The sequence below is a fragment of the Mucilaginibacter sp. P5_A4 genome, from assembly GCF_056400605.1.
On sequence record NZ_JBFUKX010000027.1, the window covers coordinates 64,534 to 81,222 of the forward strand.

At 38.9% G+C, this 16,689-nt stretch carries 13 protein-coding genes; 2 read left to right on the plus strand and 11 right to left on the minus strand.

Annotated elements, in window-relative coordinates:
- The first annotated feature begins 87 nt into the window (after positions 1-87).
- A complete protein-coding gene (gene uvrC, locus AC1DQW_RS16630) occupies positions 88-1,899 on the plus strand; it encodes an excinuclease ABC subunit UvrC (RefSeq protein WP_477455113.1) in 1,812 nt (603 codons plus the stop codon).
- 141 nt (positions 1,900-2,040) lie between these two features.
- Here the strand turns inward: uvrC and AC1DQW_RS16635 are convergent, their stop codons facing one another.
- From AC1DQW_RS16635 to AC1DQW_RS16665, 7 genes are all read right to left on the minus strand, one after another.
- A complete protein-coding gene (locus AC1DQW_RS16635; protein ID WP_477455114.1) occupies positions 2,041-3,258 on the minus strand; it encodes an IS4 family transposase in 1,218 nt (405 codons plus the stop codon).
- A 283-nt stretch (positions 3,259-3,541) separates the two neighbouring features.
- Entirely contained in the window at positions 3,542-4,522 is a 981-nt protein-coding gene (gene porN / locus AC1DQW_RS16640; protein WP_477455115.1) for a type IX secretion system ring subunit PorN/GldN, read from the minus strand.
- Between the two features lie 6 nt (positions 4,523-4,528).
- The gene (gene porM / locus AC1DQW_RS16645; protein WP_477455116.1) at positions 4,529-6,043 is read right to left on the minus strand and encodes a type IX secretion system motor protein PorM/GldM; all 1,515 of its coding nucleotides are present in this window, start codon (positions 6,041-6,043) and stop codon (positions 4,529-4,531) included.
- Between the two features lie 38 nt (positions 6,044-6,081).
- A complete protein-coding gene (gene porL / locus AC1DQW_RS16650; RefSeq protein ID WP_477455117.1) occupies positions 6,082-6,885 on the minus strand; it encodes a type IX secretion system motor protein PorL/GldL in 804 nt (267 codons plus the stop codon).
- A 45-nt stretch (positions 6,886-6,930) separates the two neighbouring features.
- On the minus strand, positions 6,931-8,241 hold the full coding sequence (porK, locus tag AC1DQW_RS16655) for a T9SS ring complex lipoprotein PorK/GldK (RefSeq protein ID WP_477455118.1): 1,311 nt from the start codon (positions 8,239-8,241) through the stop codon (positions 6,931-6,933).
- 253 nt (positions 8,242-8,494) lie between these two features.
- Positions 8,495-9,259 (minus strand): uroporphyrinogen-III synthase, encoded by a 765-nt coding sequence (locus AC1DQW_RS16660; RefSeq protein WP_477407087.1) that lies wholly within the window; start codon positions 9,257-9,259, stop codon positions 8,495-8,497.
- A gap of 12 nt (positions 9,260-9,271) precedes the next feature.
- Positions 9,272-10,252 carry a DUF4271 domain-containing protein gene (locus tag AC1DQW_RS16665; RefSeq protein WP_477455119.1) on the minus strand — a complete coding sequence of 327 codons (981 nt, stop codon included), beginning with the start codon at positions 10,250-10,252 and terminating at the stop codon, positions 9,272-9,274.
- A gap of 375 nt (positions 10,253-10,627) precedes the next feature.
- Here AC1DQW_RS16665 and AC1DQW_RS16670 point away from each other — a divergent pair, with 375 nt between their 5' ends.
- Positions 10,628-11,095 (plus strand): response regulator, encoded by a 468-nt coding sequence (locus AC1DQW_RS16670; protein ID WP_477455120.1) that lies wholly within the window; start codon positions 10,628-10,630, stop codon positions 11,093-11,095.
- Between the two features lie 15 nt (positions 11,096-11,110).
- Here the strand turns inward: AC1DQW_RS16670 and AC1DQW_RS16675 are convergent, their stop codons facing one another.
- From AC1DQW_RS16675 to AC1DQW_RS16690, 4 genes are all read right to left on the minus strand, one after another.
- Positions 11,111-11,512 (minus strand): response regulator, encoded by a 402-nt coding sequence (locus AC1DQW_RS16675; protein WP_477455121.1) that lies wholly within the window; start codon positions 11,510-11,512, stop codon positions 11,111-11,113.
- 5 nt (positions 11,513-11,517) lie between these two features.
- Positions 11,518-12,603 carry a hybrid sensor histidine kinase/response regulator gene (locus AC1DQW_RS16680; RefSeq protein ID WP_477455122.1) on the minus strand — a complete coding sequence of 362 codons (1,086 nt, stop codon included), beginning with the start codon at positions 12,601-12,603 and terminating at the stop codon, positions 11,518-11,520.
- Positions 12,604-12,695: 92 nt separating this feature from the next.
- Positions 12,696-14,843: a sensor histidine kinase gene (locus AC1DQW_RS16685; protein ID WP_477455123.1), complete on the minus strand. Its 2,148-nt coding sequence runs from the start codon at positions 14,841-14,843 to the stop codon at positions 12,696-12,698.
- Positions 14,844-14,942: 99 nt separating this feature from the next.
- On the minus strand, positions 14,943-16,689 hold a 1,747-nt coding region (locus tag AC1DQW_RS16690; RefSeq protein WP_477455124.1), incomplete at its 5' end, for an Rv1355c family protein.

Below are 16,689 nucleotides of genomic sequence, written 5' to 3' on the forward strand. Positions count from 1 at the left end.
GATCAATGAATTAGTAAACCATTAGTGTATCGCCAATTGTTCAGGATCTCAAAGCAGACCAATGAACTAATGAACCAATGACCGGCAATGGAAAAATTCGATTACAGGGAAGCATTAAAAAATATACCTCATAAACCGGGGATTTACCAATACTGGGATAGTGAGAAAGAACTGATCTACATTGGTAAGGCTAAGGATCTACGCAACCGCGTAGGATCATATTTTAATAAGGATGCCTACATAAATGCCAAGACAAAGGTATTGGTATCTAAAATACGCGGTATAACGTTTACCATAGTTGATACCGAGGTGGATGCATGGCTGCTGGAAAACAGCTTGATCAAAAAGCACCAGCCACGGTATAATGTAATGCTTAAGGATGATAAAACTTATCCCTGGATCATTATCAAAAACGAGAGCTTTCCCCGTATCTTCTGGACCAGGCGTATTGTCAAGGATGGATCGAAATACCTGGGGCCCTATGCATCCGTCAGCATGATGCATAATATCCTGGGGCTGATTAAGGAAACATATCCACTGCGCACTTGCAACCTGGCGCTTACCCGCGAAAATATCGACAAAGGAAAGTTTAAAGTTTGTTTGGAATATCAGTTGGGCAACTGCAAAGGCCCCTGCCAAAACTACCAGACGGAAGATGATTACGACAACAGCATAGGAGAGATAACGGATATCCTGAACGGCAAGATCGGGGCAATATTACGCCGCCTTAAAGGCGAAATGGAAGCAGCCGTTGCCGAATATAATTACGAGCTGGCCCATCGCCTTAAACGCAAGTTTGATTTACTGGAAAACTACCAAAGTAAATCAACTATCGTAAATTCATCTATTACCGATGTGGATGTATTCAACATCGCATCCGAAGAAAAACTTGCCTTTGTGAACTATTTAAAGGTGATGAACGGTACCATCATCCAAACCCAAACCATCGAGCTTAAAAAACGGCTGGATGAAAGCGATGAAGAACTATTAACGCTGGCCATTATAGAGTTTAGGAGCCGCTATAACAGTAACTCGAAAGAGGTAATTGTGCCATTTGATATCGACCTGCAAGAATCATCCATTAAGTTTACCGTACCCAAACTGGGCGAAAAAAAGAAACTGCTTGATCTGTCGCAAAAGAATGTACAATTCTTTAAGAAGGAAAAGATAGATCAGTACGAAAAACTGAACCCCGAAATCCGTACCGAACGGTTGCTTACGCAAATGATGAAAGATCTGCGCATGAACCAGCTGCCACGCCATATAGAGTGCTTTGATAACTCAAATTTCCAGGGTAAATACCCGGTATCGGCAATTGTGGTATTCAGGGATGGAAAGCCATTTAAAAAGGATTACCGCCACTTCCATGTAAAAACAGTAGAAGGCCCTAATGATTTTGCTACTATGGAAGAGGCCGTGCACCGCCGCTACAGGCGCATGCTTGATGAAGGCACAGAACTACCCCAACTCATCATCATTGATGGTGGTAAGGGTCAGCTATCATCGGCCATGCACAGTTTAAAACTACTGGGTATTGATAAGCAGGTAACGGTTATAGGTATTGCCAAAAGATTGGAGGAATTATATTACCCCAATGACCAGTACCCCATGTACCTGGATAAAAAATCAGAAACGCTTAAAGTGATCCAGCACCTGCGCGATGAGGCACACCGCTTTGGCATCACCTTCCACCGTAAAATCCGTGATAAAGGAACCCTGGTTACCGAATTAGAATTGATCGACGGCATTGGCAAAACCACCGCCGAAAAGCTCCTCAAATACTTCAAATCCGTTAAAAAGATCCGTGAAGCCAACGAAGAACTATTGCTTGAGGTTGTCAATTTAAAACAGGCTAAGGCGATATTGGGGTATTTTAACAGAGATGAGAAGGAAAATTGATGTGCAGATTAACTTCGTTGAAGGGAACTCTGAAGGGCGAATGACGTTTTAAAAAATTTGTCATCCTGAACGGAGTGCACTGTTGTCCGGTAAAAGTTAGAATAGCTGAAATAATATTGCTTGAGGGGCTTAGAATTGGGTTTATGTGATGAATCCCAATTCTAAGCCCATTATTTTAAGTTGATTGCCGGGCGGGGAGTTTACGGACAGCCTTTCAGGATTATTTAAGAAATCGAACAGGTTGATATAACTCATCAGATGTAGTCTGATAATAGAACTCAGGTTTGAGAATGCCCATTTTCTCTTCAGTTGTACTTGTACAAGTTTGATAAGCAGGTCAGCAATAAAAGCGCACCATATCTGGATCTTTATCGCGTTCTCATTATCACCTAAAAAGTACTTGAGCGGAAAGTTTTGTTTGATCCTTTTAAACAACGTTTCGATCTGCCAACGCTTTTTATAAAGATCGGCTATTTGCTCAGCTGTTAAAGCGAAGTTATTGGTCAGAAATTCAAATGTCCTTTCTTTTTCCTTGTCAAAAAAAGTCACCTGCCTACTTTTGAGCTTGACAGACTTTCGGTGTGTCCGTGTGCCCAGAATGATCGTCCGGTCTGCTATTACACCTGATCTTTTACTTTCAGAGCTAACAGCATTGGAATCCGTTACTGTATAACAAGCCCCTTTTCTTTGTCTGGTAACGAAGAATACGCCTTCATTAGACAGGCGTTCATATTGGCTGTAATCTACATAGCCCTTGTCAAAAACAATGAAAGAACCTGCCTCCAGACTGATCTCCTTTAGAAAGGTCATATCATTGGCGCTGGCCGCAGTGAAACTGATCTTAAGGGCAACATCGTCTGCGGCATCGATAAGGGTGTGCACCTTGATACCGCCTTTCCGTTTGCCATTGAGTTTACCAGGACTTGGCGCTTTGAGTATTTGTTGAAATAAAGTGATCGTGGAAGAATCTGCAATAAAAAGTTTAGCATCCTTGTTTAACCGGCTGTCCGGTAAAAGTTGCTTATGTCTGCGATAAAGCTGGTCATATAACTGTTCAAAAACTTCAAAAGAGCGTTTCATATTGGCATCGCATAAAGTACTCCTTCCCGGAGCTTTCCTTATGCCTGCATGTTTCAGTTTATTACAGCAGGCTTTCATTCCGCTAACCACCTCCCGGCTACTTGTGCACTTATTCAACACGCAGTATAACATCGTTACCAAATGTGTGTAGGTATCAAAATAACGGTAATAACGGTCATGTTTTCCAACACGGGCCAATGTCCTGACAGCATTCCGGTCTATCAAACTCAATAGTTGATTCAATACCGGCTGTCCGGTAAAAAAAGTATTTTTGCTCATGTTGTATATTGAAGTGTGGTAACTCTAATATCAACACAAAAAGGGGTAGCTTTTCGGCTACCCCTCATCTTTTTCCCAAAAATTTGTTTACCGGACAACAGTGAACGGAGTGCAGGATCTATTCGCAGACTGTACAGGGCGACGAAGCATAGCGAATAATAGATGCTTCACTGCGTTCAGCATGACAAAAGGTTTAATTGCAAAAAGTCATACGTAGTCATAAACGCAAAAAGTCAAAACCACATTAGTTTTGACTTTTTACGTTTGAATTTTGACTTAAATATTAGTATTGCCAAAGGTTAAGTTCCCAATCCATCAGTGTTTTCTTTACCCGCTCCGATTCGTAAAGTTTATCTATACCTTGAGCATAATCTTTAATACGTTCGTCTTTATCGTTACTTTCCTTAACAATGTAACTTGCAAATATGCGTTTCATAAAAACATCATCAAAGCTTAAACCAGTTGCATCGTTGTTACGGCTTACCACTTCTTTGGTTGCAAGTATAGGGCGTGCTTCAGGGAAATAGATCCAAAAAGCAGGCTGATAATCAACCATATCACCGGCAATACCTACACCTTTGGGTTTAATAAGCGGGGCAATACCAATAATGCGTGGCTCAAATATAGAGCGCTGCCTGTCAAAAACCCAGTCTTCTTTAATACGGAACTTGACAACACTATCCGGGTTAAACTCACCCGCTACCATTGTTGATGATATTACGTTATTATCCTTGTCCCGTTTTTCAACCACGCTGCTATCAGATGATAGGCGTCCGCGAGCCTGGCCAGAATTTAGTGGCGTCATAAAGCTATCGCCGTTAGGGTCATCCTTTTTACCTGGAGTTGGATCATATGCAGTTAATTCACCGGCGGCTATAGCATCCAGTAAAACATCTATCAAACGGCGTTTTGGCGATGCCAGATAAGTATTCATTTTATCACGAACATCAATTTCGCGCCATACCCTTTTTGCAAAAGCAACATCACTTTCGCGAAGATTAGGGTAAGGTGTTACCCTGGCACTCAAAATGTTATTTTTCTTGAAATAGCCATCAAGCGGCCTTTCAAAAGGTTTCATTGGCGTTTTTTTGGTTGTATCAACCGGCAGTGGCGCCGCCTGACTTACCACACTATTGGGCTGCAGCTTTACAGGCTGTGTAGTTACCGGCTTTTTTGCCGGAGCGCGTTTTGCACGTTTTTTTGTTTGCCCGTAAGAAGCAATACAGGCTAAACAAAGTACAACTACCAAAATTCTCTTTTTCATACGCGTTTAATTTGCGGATAATACAATTGGATCAAGTGATCGTGGTGACCTATCGGGACCTACTGCAACAATATCCTTAAATATAACAGTAGTTCCGGGAGTTACAGTATTTAAAGCTGAATGCATAGCACCCGTAAGTTCGCCTCCGCTTCCCGATAATATAATGGCATCCTGGCGCGGTTTTACAACCAACAGCGTAAAATGCGTTACGTTAAATTTAGCATCAAAATCAAAACCATCTAACTGGGCAAATAACCTGTCTTGGGCACGAATATTTGCCGAACCGGTACTACCACCGCTTTTACCGGCAAACTGTGCCTTAGGATCGGGGATCCGTTTAATACGGAACTCCGTTGTACCTAATACCATACCTTTTTCGCCGGTAACTGTAATACGGGCTTTACCTATCGAGCTCACCGAAGCGATATAATGCCCGCCTGAACCACTAAGTGAACCACCACTTATGTTTGCATTTATACTTGCAGTAGGCACACCCGGGGCAGATACCGTAACGGGATTGGGCACACCAATATACAATACATTCATTTTATCGGGTGATACTACCGCGGATGGTTTTGCAACCATATAAGTTGCAGAAACAGGATATGTTTTAGGCGCACCTCCATCAACAGATTTTACTGACAATTCTCCGTTTACCGTATGCAAACCTTCACCGCCTGCTGTTACCGTATAGGTACCGACACCGTTGGTTGTTGGTACCCTTGAGCCACCAATAGTGATGGTTGGATCTGAATGTGAATCATAAGCAGTTAAATAAATGTCTGCTTTGTACTGCTGGCCGGCCAAAACATAGCTGCTTGGCGCTACCACAACTGCTTTAAACGCATTCAGGGTAACTTCCGCCTGGTCTACTTTACTATATAATTTTTTTACAACCTCGTTCTCTGCATTCTTGGTATCCGCCTGTATTTTTGCCAGGGTAGTTAAAGTAGCCCCTAATGGGATGCCCTCGCCAAAGTAGGCATTTTGCCATGTTTTCTTTTGCACCCCAGGACGCCCTGGCGGATTATTGGCATTCAAAGAAAAATTAACACCTGCACTATCCTTGCCCAGCAATTGTAATAATTTGGCTCTTGTTGCCTCAATTTTTCCTTTTAAAACGTCGGCTTTTTTTCCGTTTATCATCACTTCTGATGATATATCTAAATTATCTCTTGCAGTAACATCATCAATCTCGGGGTTAATGCCTCCACCTTCTTTTATCAATTCGGCTTTCAGTTCTTCAATGTAACCGTTCAAATCACCGGCCATCTTAGTTGCCTCTTTAGCCGAATTCAGATATTTAGCTTTGTCGGGCTGGGCTTTTATTTTAGCATCAAAGGCACTATAAGTAGCTTGCAGGCTTGAGTTTACATTTTTTGTTGATGCATCCAAACTCCTGGTAATATTTTTAAAAGCATCCAGCAAATTTTCAGGCACATTCAGGGCAATTAAGCCTAAAAGCACCAGGTATAAAATACCTATCATCCGCTGTCTTGGGGTTTCCTTACCTCCGGCCATGTATTATAAATCTTAGCTTGTAAAAAATCTATTAATTATTAATTAACACGTGGCTGGTTCATAGCAGTAAGCATATTACCATATATAGCATTTAACGCTCCAAGGTTTTTAGCTAAACGGCCAACCTCATCTTTAAACTTTTTTGAATCATCTAACGATTCGTTAAAATTATTCATGGTTAAAGACAGGTTTTGGTAAAACTTGTTCATTGATTTTAAATGTGCGCTTGAATCCTGTAATTCCAGTTCATAAACAGCGTTTAATGACCCCAGGTTTTTAGCAAGCTTGTTGATTTGCTCATGGTATGCCTTTGCGTCAACATTTGAATCAGCCAGCTCAGATAAGTTAGCTGATGCCTTGTCAAACGAAACGCTTAAATTTTCATAACTTGCAGTAGCTGCCTTTATTTTACTTGTAAAAGCAATTGTAGCTTCGCCGGCATCGGTAACTCTTGATATAGCGGCTACTTTATCGCCAAAAGTTCTTAAGCCATCTCCCAGGCTACGAACCAATTCTGGACCTATCTTGGCATCATCAAGCATTTTATCTAATGCAGCTGTGCTATTTGATCCTGAACCAATAGCGCCGGAAAATGATGATTTTGGCAATTCGCCCTGGTAATCTTCATTAAGTTCGGGGTAAACACGTACCCAGTCAACATCTTTGTCGTCGCGCTGTAAACCCAATATAAAGAAAAGCACAGCCTCAGTACTTAAACCTAAGGTAATAAATTCTGATGCGTATTTCCAGTGTTGTATTTTAAATAACAAACCGATGATAACAACCGTTGCACCGATTGAAATTATGTTTCCTATCCCGAATGGTTTTTTCTTTCCTGCCATAATAATCAGAAATAACTTTGTTTGATGTTTTGTTTATTTGATTGTTTATCGTTTGTCTTTGATGTCGCGGCCAAGGTAGCTGGTTACACAGCGGAAACCGATATAGGATTTCGCTGTATCCTGGTACTCATAGGTACGGGTTGCATTTTGAAGAAAGTATCCGATATCTTTCCATGATCCACCACGCACAACTTTGCGTTTAAGCACTTCGGGGTCAGAAGATTTTGCTTCAACGGCGAATGTTGGCGCCAGATCATGTACAAATGTTGAAGCCGACTCATCAAAGGCTGATGATGTCCATTCGGCCACATTGCCGGCCATATTGTATAAGCCAAAATCGTTAGGAAAGTACGAACGAACGTTTACTGTATACGCGCCGCCATCATCTGTATAGTTACCGCGGCCTGGTTTAAAATTGGCCAGTAAACATCCTTTAGCATTTTTAATGTAGGGTCCACCCCATGGATAATCATTACCTATACGGCCACCACGGGCTGCATATTCAAACTCAGCCTCGGTAGGTAGCCTGTAATCTGCGCGGTGCGGCAAATGTCTTGAATCTTTATAAGCTTCGTTATAACGCGTACGCCATACGGTGAAAGCCCTTGCCTGCCTCCAGGTTACACCCACCACCGGGTAGTTACGAAAAGCAGGATGTGAAAAATACCCCTCAACCATTGGCTCATTGGCAGCGTATGAAAAATCACTAAGCCAAACCAGTGTATCCGGATAAACATTTACAGTATCGCGCAAAATAAAATCAGAGCGTCTTGATTTAGGATCGTTCCTGTGATTGGCTGCATCGCGCAATACCATTAGTGCATAATTGTATTTCAATATACGTACATCAAGTTCATTACGATCAAACACACGATCTTCTCCCTGGTAATACATACCCTGAAGTTTTGAAGAGTTACCCGCCTGCCCTTTTTTATTGCTCCAAACCGGGTTCTTTTTTACATAAGCCCAGTTGATATATTTTTTACCGCTGTTATTAGCTGCGGCGCCTTTAGGCTGCAGGTAATATTTATTATCATTAACATAATTGGTAATTGCAATGGAATCACGCACCCAGAATACAAACTTCTTGTATTGACTGTTGGTGATCTCGGTCTGATCCATAAAAAAAGGAGCTTCCGTAACCTGTTTGAGTTGTGCTATTTGTCCAAAAGTAACATCCTGATCGGTTTGCCCCATCATGAACGAGCCACCCGGAATATAAACCATTCCATAAGGCACTTCGGCCTTAAATGACCTTTGTGGCACGCCGGTTATTTCACCCCTGTCACCGCCACCGCCGCAACCGCTCAATATTCCACCAGCTAAAACAACTATTAAAAAGTATATCTGCTTCATTTTAAAATCAAAATTCAGTCATAAAAATATAACATTATTAGACCCCCGAATATATCAAATTTGCTTCACGATGCCAAAAAAACATTTAATTTAAGCAATAAAAAGCCCGTTAAGATGCATTCAGCATCGTTTAAACCATAAATAATTGTATAAACAACAATAAATTACCTCACTACACCTGTGTAAATCAGATGCCGTTAATACGCTGTAACCCCCAAAAAAGTTGCAGTTGGGTTAAATAAATTTCCTTTTTTTATTTATTTACATGCTTACAGTACTGCTCAATAGCCATTGTCATGGATGGGGCAGCCGGGGTTGGCGCCGGAATATCAAGGATCAATCCGGCCTCAAGCACTGCTTTATGGGTAGTTGCCCCAAAAGCCGCTATGCGCGTATTATTCTGTTTAAAATCGGGAAAGTTTTTGTACAAAGACTGTATGCTTGATGGACTGAAGAAGGCAATAACATCATAAAACACCTCGGCCAGGTCGGAAAGATCACTGCAAACGGTACGGAAGAGCACAGCCGGCGTAAAGTTATAACCATTTTCAAGAAGGAAACGCTGTGTTTCTTCGGCTGCTACATCCGAGCATGGGTAAAGAAATTTTTCGGCAGCATGTTTTTTTAACACCTCGGCCAGGTCGGCAGCGGTTTGTTTACCAAAAAATATTTTACGCTTACGGTATTGGATATATTTTTGCAGATAAAGTGCAATAGTTTCTGAAAGACAAAAATACTTCATCTCAACAGGCACTTCAAAACGCATCTCTTCGCAAATACGAAAAAAATGATCGGCAGAGTTACGGCTGGTAAAAATAACTGCGGTAAAATCACCCAGATTAATTTTTTCCTTCCTGAAATCCTTGGCCGGCACGCCTTCCACATGAATAAATGACCTGAAATCAATTTTCAGGTTTAGCTTCTTAGCCAACTCAGCGTACGGATTTTTGTCATTCTCAGGCTTTGATAAAGTAACTAATATACTTTTAACCTTTTTCTTTCTATCTTCCAAGTCAATTCTTTTAACTACCTAAATTTTAATATTCAATGCCTTTATTAAGATTAAAATAGGGCAAATTTCGAGGGCACAAAGATACGTAAATAAATAAAACTTATGAAATTTGAAAGTAGAAATTATATTTACGCTGCTCCTGAGGTATTGCCATATAAAAATAACGATAACAACGGTGAGTGTAAGGCCAAGCAAAACAGGTATGTATTGAGTACCCAGCAAGCTAAAACATATTACAACCGGTAAAAAAACAAATGCTATATTAAAATAAGTAAGGTGTAATATATTCAAATATTCGTTCACCAGGCGACTGATATCAAATACAAAACCAAGGAATTTTAACACAATAAATTTTAAGGCAAACAAAGCTATTACAATTATGGTAAGCGAAACAAATAGCCTGCTGCCGCTCACAACGTAATACACTCCATTGTATGCCGCCAACTGGTATAAAAACAAACTAAACGTTGAACAGAACAATAAAAAAAGGCCCAAAAAGGCCCATGAACTTACCACACCATCTTCCTTACCGGCCTGGGAAAGCACACGTTTACTAAAAAACGAATGCAACACAAAGTTTACATCGTTGTTGAGTGCTATATTTAGTATAGCAGTATACAACAACAAACCTATAATTAACACAATAACCCAGGGATCACGCGATGAGCGTGTAAGGCCATCCTTTACCTTGCTCTTGTTTTTTAAATGAATATCTAAAAAGCCGTAACTATTATATAAAACATGGGCAAATAAACTATCAGTAAATTCACTGCGGGTGGTTGAATCGGGTATGCGGATATAACGCATATTGATAGAATCGGCAACGAAAAGTTTACGCGCCTGCATAGCATTGGCCACCGAATCGAGCAGAGAATTACCCCTGACATTGCTATGCCTGTAGGTTGGAGTATCAGCGCTAGCGGCGGTTGTATCCTGCTGAGCAAATGCAGCAGAAAAACTCCATACAATTATCACAAAGCAACCGACAAAAAAACGCATCTAAAAAATTAGCCCTTTAAATTTGCTGCAAAATTACAGTAATAATTGATTGTTTTGGTAAGCCTCCTTTAAAAAGCAAAGCTTTCATTAACACCAAACAATTAATATGAATATCTTACCCGCCAGACGGCTTTACTTTATACTGGCACAGCAGTTGCTTCAATAAGTGGGCCACCCGGCAGGAAACTGCGGGTAAAAAAACCAGGATCTATTATTACTGTATTAATCTTTGAATAAAAAGCATATGGAATTTATTACGCAAAACTTAAGTTTTAAAATACCGTATAAACCTATCAGATAAACTCTATTAGCTATAGATGTATAGACTTCATTGTCTTTACATACGTTAATATGATGTATTTTAATTATATCAACATGTCAGCAATTAATAAAATCACGGTACTTTATGTAGACGATGAAGAAAATAATCTTTTTTCATTTAAGGCTACTTTCCGAATGAAATATGAGGTATTAACTGCAGTTAGTGCCAAAGAGGCTTTAACCATTTTATCAACAAAGCCAGTTCACGTTATTATTAGTGATCAGCGTATGCCGGAGATGACCGGCGTTGAATTTTTTGAGATAGTATTAGAAAAATTTCCTGACCCAATAAGAGTTCTGTTAACAGGTTATACAGACATGAGCGCAGTGGTAGATGCTATTAATAAAGGTAAAATATATCATTACCTTGATAAACCATGGAACGAAGAAGAGTTGGATTTAACTATAAACCGCGCATATGAAAAGTACCTTGAACTTCTTGATCTGAAGAACATGAATGAAAAGCTTACAGGGTCAAATGAGCAATTAGAATTTTTGCTGAGGCAGAAACTACTTTCATAGTCTTAATTATCTTTGTTATACATCCGGGGCTAAATGCGTAATTAATAAAGATATATCTGCCTTAATAAGCGGCTTCTCTAACATACTAATTACAGTTTTAAAGGCCATGATTCTGGCAATGTCGCTGGCATTTCTGGTACATGATAAAATACATATTTTATATCTGCTCCGGATTTCAACCGGGAGCTTTTCAAATTCTTCAACAAACTCAAAGCCATTCATTATGGGCATTTGTATATCAAGCAAAATTATCGTGATATAACCTTTGCTTATTCGGTTTTCACGAATACTGTCCAATGCAAGTTGTGCACTTTGAAAAACATTGACAATTAAGTTCTTATCTACCTGCTGTATAACCTTTCGGGCAATGAAGCAATCAAGCTCACTTTCATCGATAACTATAAATGATAACGCCATACTAATCAGATAGATGGAATGATTACTTTAAAAGTTGTTCCCTCGTGCATCACGGAGTTAACTTCTATTTGCCCGTTTAATTTCATTAATGCACTTTTCACGTTATATAATCCAAAACCCGACCCAACCTCCTGGGAATTTGCACGATAAAAAAGATTGAATATCTCGCCTATATGACTACCTAAAATACCTATGCCTGTGTCTTTTACATAAATTGTTGCTACGTTTTTATGCACGTCAACAATTACCTCAACAGATTTATCATCTTTGTTTTTATCCTGATACTTAAAGGCGTTGGATAAAAGATTATTCAAGATAAGCTTTACCGGCACCTTATCGCTCCTAAAAACCTCGTCCTGATTAACGGTTATACTAAACTTTATATTATTTATTTTTGAAAGCACCATATAAATGGACTTCATTTCATCAATAATGTCATTAAAATCAATCTCTTTTATTTTTAGCTCTCCTCTTTGTAAGCTATAATAATCATGCATACTTAAAATATAAGTATCTAATTTTTTGAGTGATTTTTCCATCAGAAACAACATCTCTTTCATCTCTTCTACATCATCAATTTCACGTGCTACATTAATAGCACCCAAAATTCCAGATATAGGCCCCCTGATATCATGGCTTACGCTATATGCAAACTTATTAAGTTCATTATATGCCTTTTGCAATTCATCATTCTTAACAGAAAGCATTGAATTAGCCATATAAAACTTATTTGCTTCGTCAATAGCCGAAATAATATCAGCTTCAAGCCAGGGCTTTTTTACATATCGAAATATATTACCCTTGTTTATTGCATCAATTATTGATTCAATATCAGTATAAGCGGTTAATAAAACACGAACAGGTAATGGATAACTTGTTCGTATTTCCTCAAAAAATTCAACGCCGCTTTGCCCCGGCATTCGCTGGTCGCAAAAAACGACTCTGATATCCGGATGATTACTAAGATAATTTAAAGCTTGTGGTATATTTACAGCTGTAAAAATCTGATATTCAATCCTCAACGATGCTTTAAAACCTACAAGATTTTCCTGCTCATCATCTATATATAGTATTTTTATTTTTTCTGACATTATGCTAAGTATTTGATACCCATAATTGTAATGCTCCTATTACTTAAACTACATTATAATATCGCTAAACCTTTATACCCATTAATTTAGCTTTATGTTGACTTAGAATTAAATATTATTGGTATCTGTAAAATTAATTCTGTCCCTTCTCCCGGCAAACTGTTCGCAATTATTTTCCCGTTGTGTTTTTTTACCGTATTATAGGAAATTGACATGCCTAAGCCCATTCCTTCTCCAACATCTTTTGTTGTAAAAAAAGGTTCAAATATCTTTTTTTGTGCTTCAGGCTCCATACCGATTCCATTATCTTTTATCTTTATTATTACATCGCCCTCATCACAAGTTGTTGTAATAACTATTACACCACCATCGTTTTCGCCAAAACGCTTCTGCACTGCATAAATGGCATTTGAAATAATATTTAAAAACACCTGGTTCAACTTGCCTGGATAACATTCTACAAGAGGTAAATCACCATAAATCTTAGTTACCGTTATTTTTTTTAGCAGATTATTTGCAATAACCATGGTTGCTTCCAGGCCCTCGTTAATATCTGCTTTTTTCAATCCGTCTTCATCCAGGCGCGAAAAAATCTTTAATCCTTTAACAATTTCGGCTGTTCTGCTGGCCCCCTCATTAATCCCTTTTATCAAATGGTTAATTTCAATGGTGAGATAATCAAAATCCAGCTCTTCCTTATATTCCCTGATCTGTTTCTCTTTATCAGCCACAGACAAATTAGATATGCCAACATTTTCAATAACCGCCATAGCCTCAAACACTAAATCAATATTCCGTTTTAAAGGCCTGATATTGGATGAAACAAAGTTTATGGGATTATTAATTTCATGGGCTATACCTGCAGTCAGCTGGCCTAACGAAGCCATTTTTTCTGATTCCACTAATTGCGATTGCGCCTGCTTTAAATCTTCAAGAGTTTTGTTCAGTTCCTGGTTTGATGCACTTAGTGCAACGGTTCGCTCTTTTACCTTTGTTTCTAACAATACGTTTTGCTCTTTAACAATCCGTTCGTTTTCCTTTAATGCTTTTAATGTTTCTTCCTGTGATCTTTCTTTCTCGGCTTTAAAAATATTTATCTTGTCGGCAAGTGCCAGAGAAAGTAATGTAACTTCAAATGCAGTGCCTGCCTGCATTGTATAATTTGTTAAATTATTATAGGGTAATATCCCTAAATTACGCAATACAAATAAGATGATCCCTGTTAAAAACAATGTCCAGGCCAATAGGAAAAACCTTGCAGGCCTATATCCATTTAATGAAAGCTTAATGATAACAATATACACGCTAACCGTTAAGCATAAGGCACTAATATCAATCATCCGATAGCTGACATGTGCATAACCAAGAAGCCTTACAATAATTGTTATGGTATACAATAAGATTATAAATTTAAGTACTCCGCTCATCACAGGCATTCTTTTTTTTATGCCTAAAAACGATTCGGCAAATAATAACAGAGATATGCCGGCCAATGCCGGGAATATAATTATACCCATGTTAAACACAGCCGGAGAATTCGGGAAAATAAACCGGTAGGTATAGCCCGATAATGAGGTTTGAGTAAGCCCTATTAATAACGTATAGGAAACATAGTATAAATAACTGATATCCCTGGTTGATATAAATACAAAACAATTATAAACCATCATAACCAGTAACACGCCTGTAAGCCCGCCCCATAACAGATCGTGACTAAGCTTCGATTCGGCTATTTTTTGCGGCGTACCTATTACTAATGGTAAAACCATTTGCTGGCTGCTTTCAACCTTCAGATAAAAAGTAGCTGTACTGTCTTTTGGAATTTTAACATCGAAAAGAAAATCCTGGTGCTTATATTTTCTTTTTACAAAAGGATTATTGTCGCTTAATGTTTCTTTATAAAAAACACCATTAACAGGATAATAAAACTGGCATAAATCTAATGTGGGATATTCAAGATTAAGAATAAGGTTCGTTTCGGAGGTTTCATTCTTAATTATAAACCGTAGCCAAAAAGCTGAATTACTAAGCTGAAGATTAGGAACCTGAGTATGTGACTGTACAAACCCCGAGGCCTTACGCACTGATTGTATATCGAGATGCCTTGTAGCATCTTCCAAAACCGACACGTTTTCACCAATGACTATATTATCGCCTTTAAAAAGTATCGCTTTTTGTGCAAAACCGTTTGTTAAACAAAGTATTTGAAAGAATATCAGACTTAAATAAATTTTTTTCATATTAACAGGCACGGGATGGTAAGTCACGCTATTGGTTGATGTAGGTTTGTGTTTAATATTAAAAAAACTAATTTAATACTAAAATATATTAATTTAATGCTAATCAAAAACTAATACTTGTTCCAATGGCAATCTATGGGCTTTTAAAACAGGTTCTTCTGCAATCGCAATCTTAGTGAAGAATACCTCAGCCCGGTTATTCCCCAATTTGGCAATTTCATTAAATCTTTTTCTTAAGCCGGTGAGCTCCTTAATGGTTTTAGTATCTAATCCTTCGCCGTTACCATGTAATATTCTTGAAAATAAATAAAAAGGAGAGATAACCGGGTGTACCGCCAGCTTAAGGTTAGTAGCCTGGAGCCAAAAACGTTCCATTGCACGCCCCCCTTCAAAAAAATTCTCTAAGTTATATTCGGGCAAAGTAATCATACACAGTGCCGATGCTGTTTTCACTATTTTTTTCGAAAGCGAATCGAAGCCGTAACCGCCTTCAAGCTTGTTAATGGTTCTGATCACTTCCTCATTCCTGATGATATTTAAAGCTGCCAGTTGCGAATTAGTGAAACCAAGCGTTTTTACATCAATACCATCTTTTTTGATTAAAGCCTCTTCAGATGTCCATCGCATTTCATGATTAATAAAATCGTTATGCCCGGCAGGGTTTAATAGACGGGCCCTATCACACGCACCAATAATCTCTCCTAACTCTTTTATAATGCCTTCATCTGTGAAATATTGAAACGCAGCCCCCGGAATTGATTCTGTAATAATTGCCAACTGCTCAAAAACAGTTGAAGAAAGTTCTGTTTTCGGTGATGGATTTCTGTTGGTATGCCGTTTAAAAATGCTGGCATCGAGATTATTTAATTGGGGATTTACCTGGTTTTCAATCTTTTTGAACCGGATTGCCGCCACCAATCTTTCATCCTGTCCGGGTAAAAACTCATAAAAAGTTTCTATCCCCTTACTAAGCGCATGGATATACAGGTTTTCATATGCCGCGCCAAATGAAATAAATGAAGCTGTTTTTTGAAAATCGCCGAAAGAAAAAGAACGGTATTCGTCATGATAAAGAAATAAAGTCTCGTTATGATATAACCATTTCCAGGGCTGGTCATTCCCGGTTGAGGGGGCTGCACAGGCGGCCCTAACCAATTCTTGTATCAAATCATTATCAATACTAATCCCGCCGGGCTTAACTTCCGGATTATAATTTTGTGCCAATAGATACATTTCATTTTCCTGTAACGGCGAGAAGGGATTAACAGGCACTTGCGAAATAAATGGCTCAGGTATTTTATCGGCAACAATCTCATCCAGGTCAACATAATATCTTCCCGAATCATGAAACTGATTAAGCAGGATACGCCGGCATGCATCAGCACCCACAGCCCCCCCTAATGCAACAGAACTTGCCAGCTGAGGCCATGTGTTAATGGTTTGCTCCACCTCTATCATCGAGGCTTTTATCCGTAATGATACGTTTTCAATACCCAGCATTTGTAAAACAATGGGTATTTTTTCTTCATTAGTTAAACCTTTTATCGTTGCTGTATCTACATTGTCAACCGTTCCGTGCAATATAGACCTTAACGGTTCCAGATCAAATCTTTCCACATCCAGCATCCCACGGTCGCTGGTATCCATAACTACCGGTATTTTAAGCTCTCTTGCTTTAAAACGTGATATTATTTTCATATCAAGCCCATCACATTCATCCACCAAAATATCGAGCTTTCCATCTTTCAAAAAGAAATCGTCCATATTCTTTTCTGTCAGGCCTTCAAAAAAACACGTCACATCCAGAAAAGGATCTATTTCAGCTATCTCCCGGGCTGTTATTACT

Excerpts from the sequence above, each read along its gene's own strand:
- uvrC (WP_477455113.1), top strand. The coding sequence starts at position 88 with ATGGAAAAATTCGATTACAGGGAAGCATTAAAAAATATACCTCATAAA.
- AC1DQW_RS16635 (WP_477455114.1), bottom strand. The coding sequence starts at position 3,258 with ATGAGCAAAAATACTTTTTTTACCGGACAGCCGGTATTGAATCAACTA.
- porN (WP_477455115.1), bottom strand. The coding sequence starts at position 4,522 with ATGAAAAAGAGAATTTTGGTAGTTGTACTTTGTTTAGCCTGTATTGCT.
- porM (WP_477455116.1), bottom strand. The coding sequence starts at position 6,043 with ATGGCCGGAGGTAAGGAAACCCCAAGACAGCGGATGATAGGTATTTTA.
- porL (WP_477455117.1), bottom strand. The coding sequence starts at position 6,885 with ATGGCAGGAAAGAAAAAACCATTCGGGATAGGAAACATAATTTCAATC.
- porK (WP_477455118.1), bottom strand. The coding sequence starts at position 8,241 with ATGAAGCAGATATACTTTTTAATAGTTGTTTTAGCTGGTGGAATATTG.
- AC1DQW_RS16665 (WP_477455119.1), bottom strand. The coding sequence starts at position 10,252 with ATGCGTTTTTTTGTCGGTTGCTTTGTGATAATTGTATGGAGTTTTTCT.
- AC1DQW_RS16670 (WP_477455120.1), top strand. The coding sequence starts at position 10,628 with ATGTCAGCAATTAATAAAATCACGGTACTTTATGTAGACGATGAAGAA.
- AC1DQW_RS16675 (WP_477455121.1), bottom strand. The coding sequence starts at position 11,512 with ATGGCGTTATCATTTATAGTTATCGATGAAAGTGAGCTTGATTGCTTC.
- AC1DQW_RS16680 (WP_477455122.1), bottom strand. The coding sequence starts at position 12,603 with ATGTCAGAAAAAATAAAAATACTATATATAGATGATGAGCAGGAAAAT.
- AC1DQW_RS16685 (WP_477455123.1), bottom strand. The coding sequence starts at position 14,843 with ATGAAAAAAATTTATTTAAGTCTGATATTCTTTCAAATACTTTGTTTA.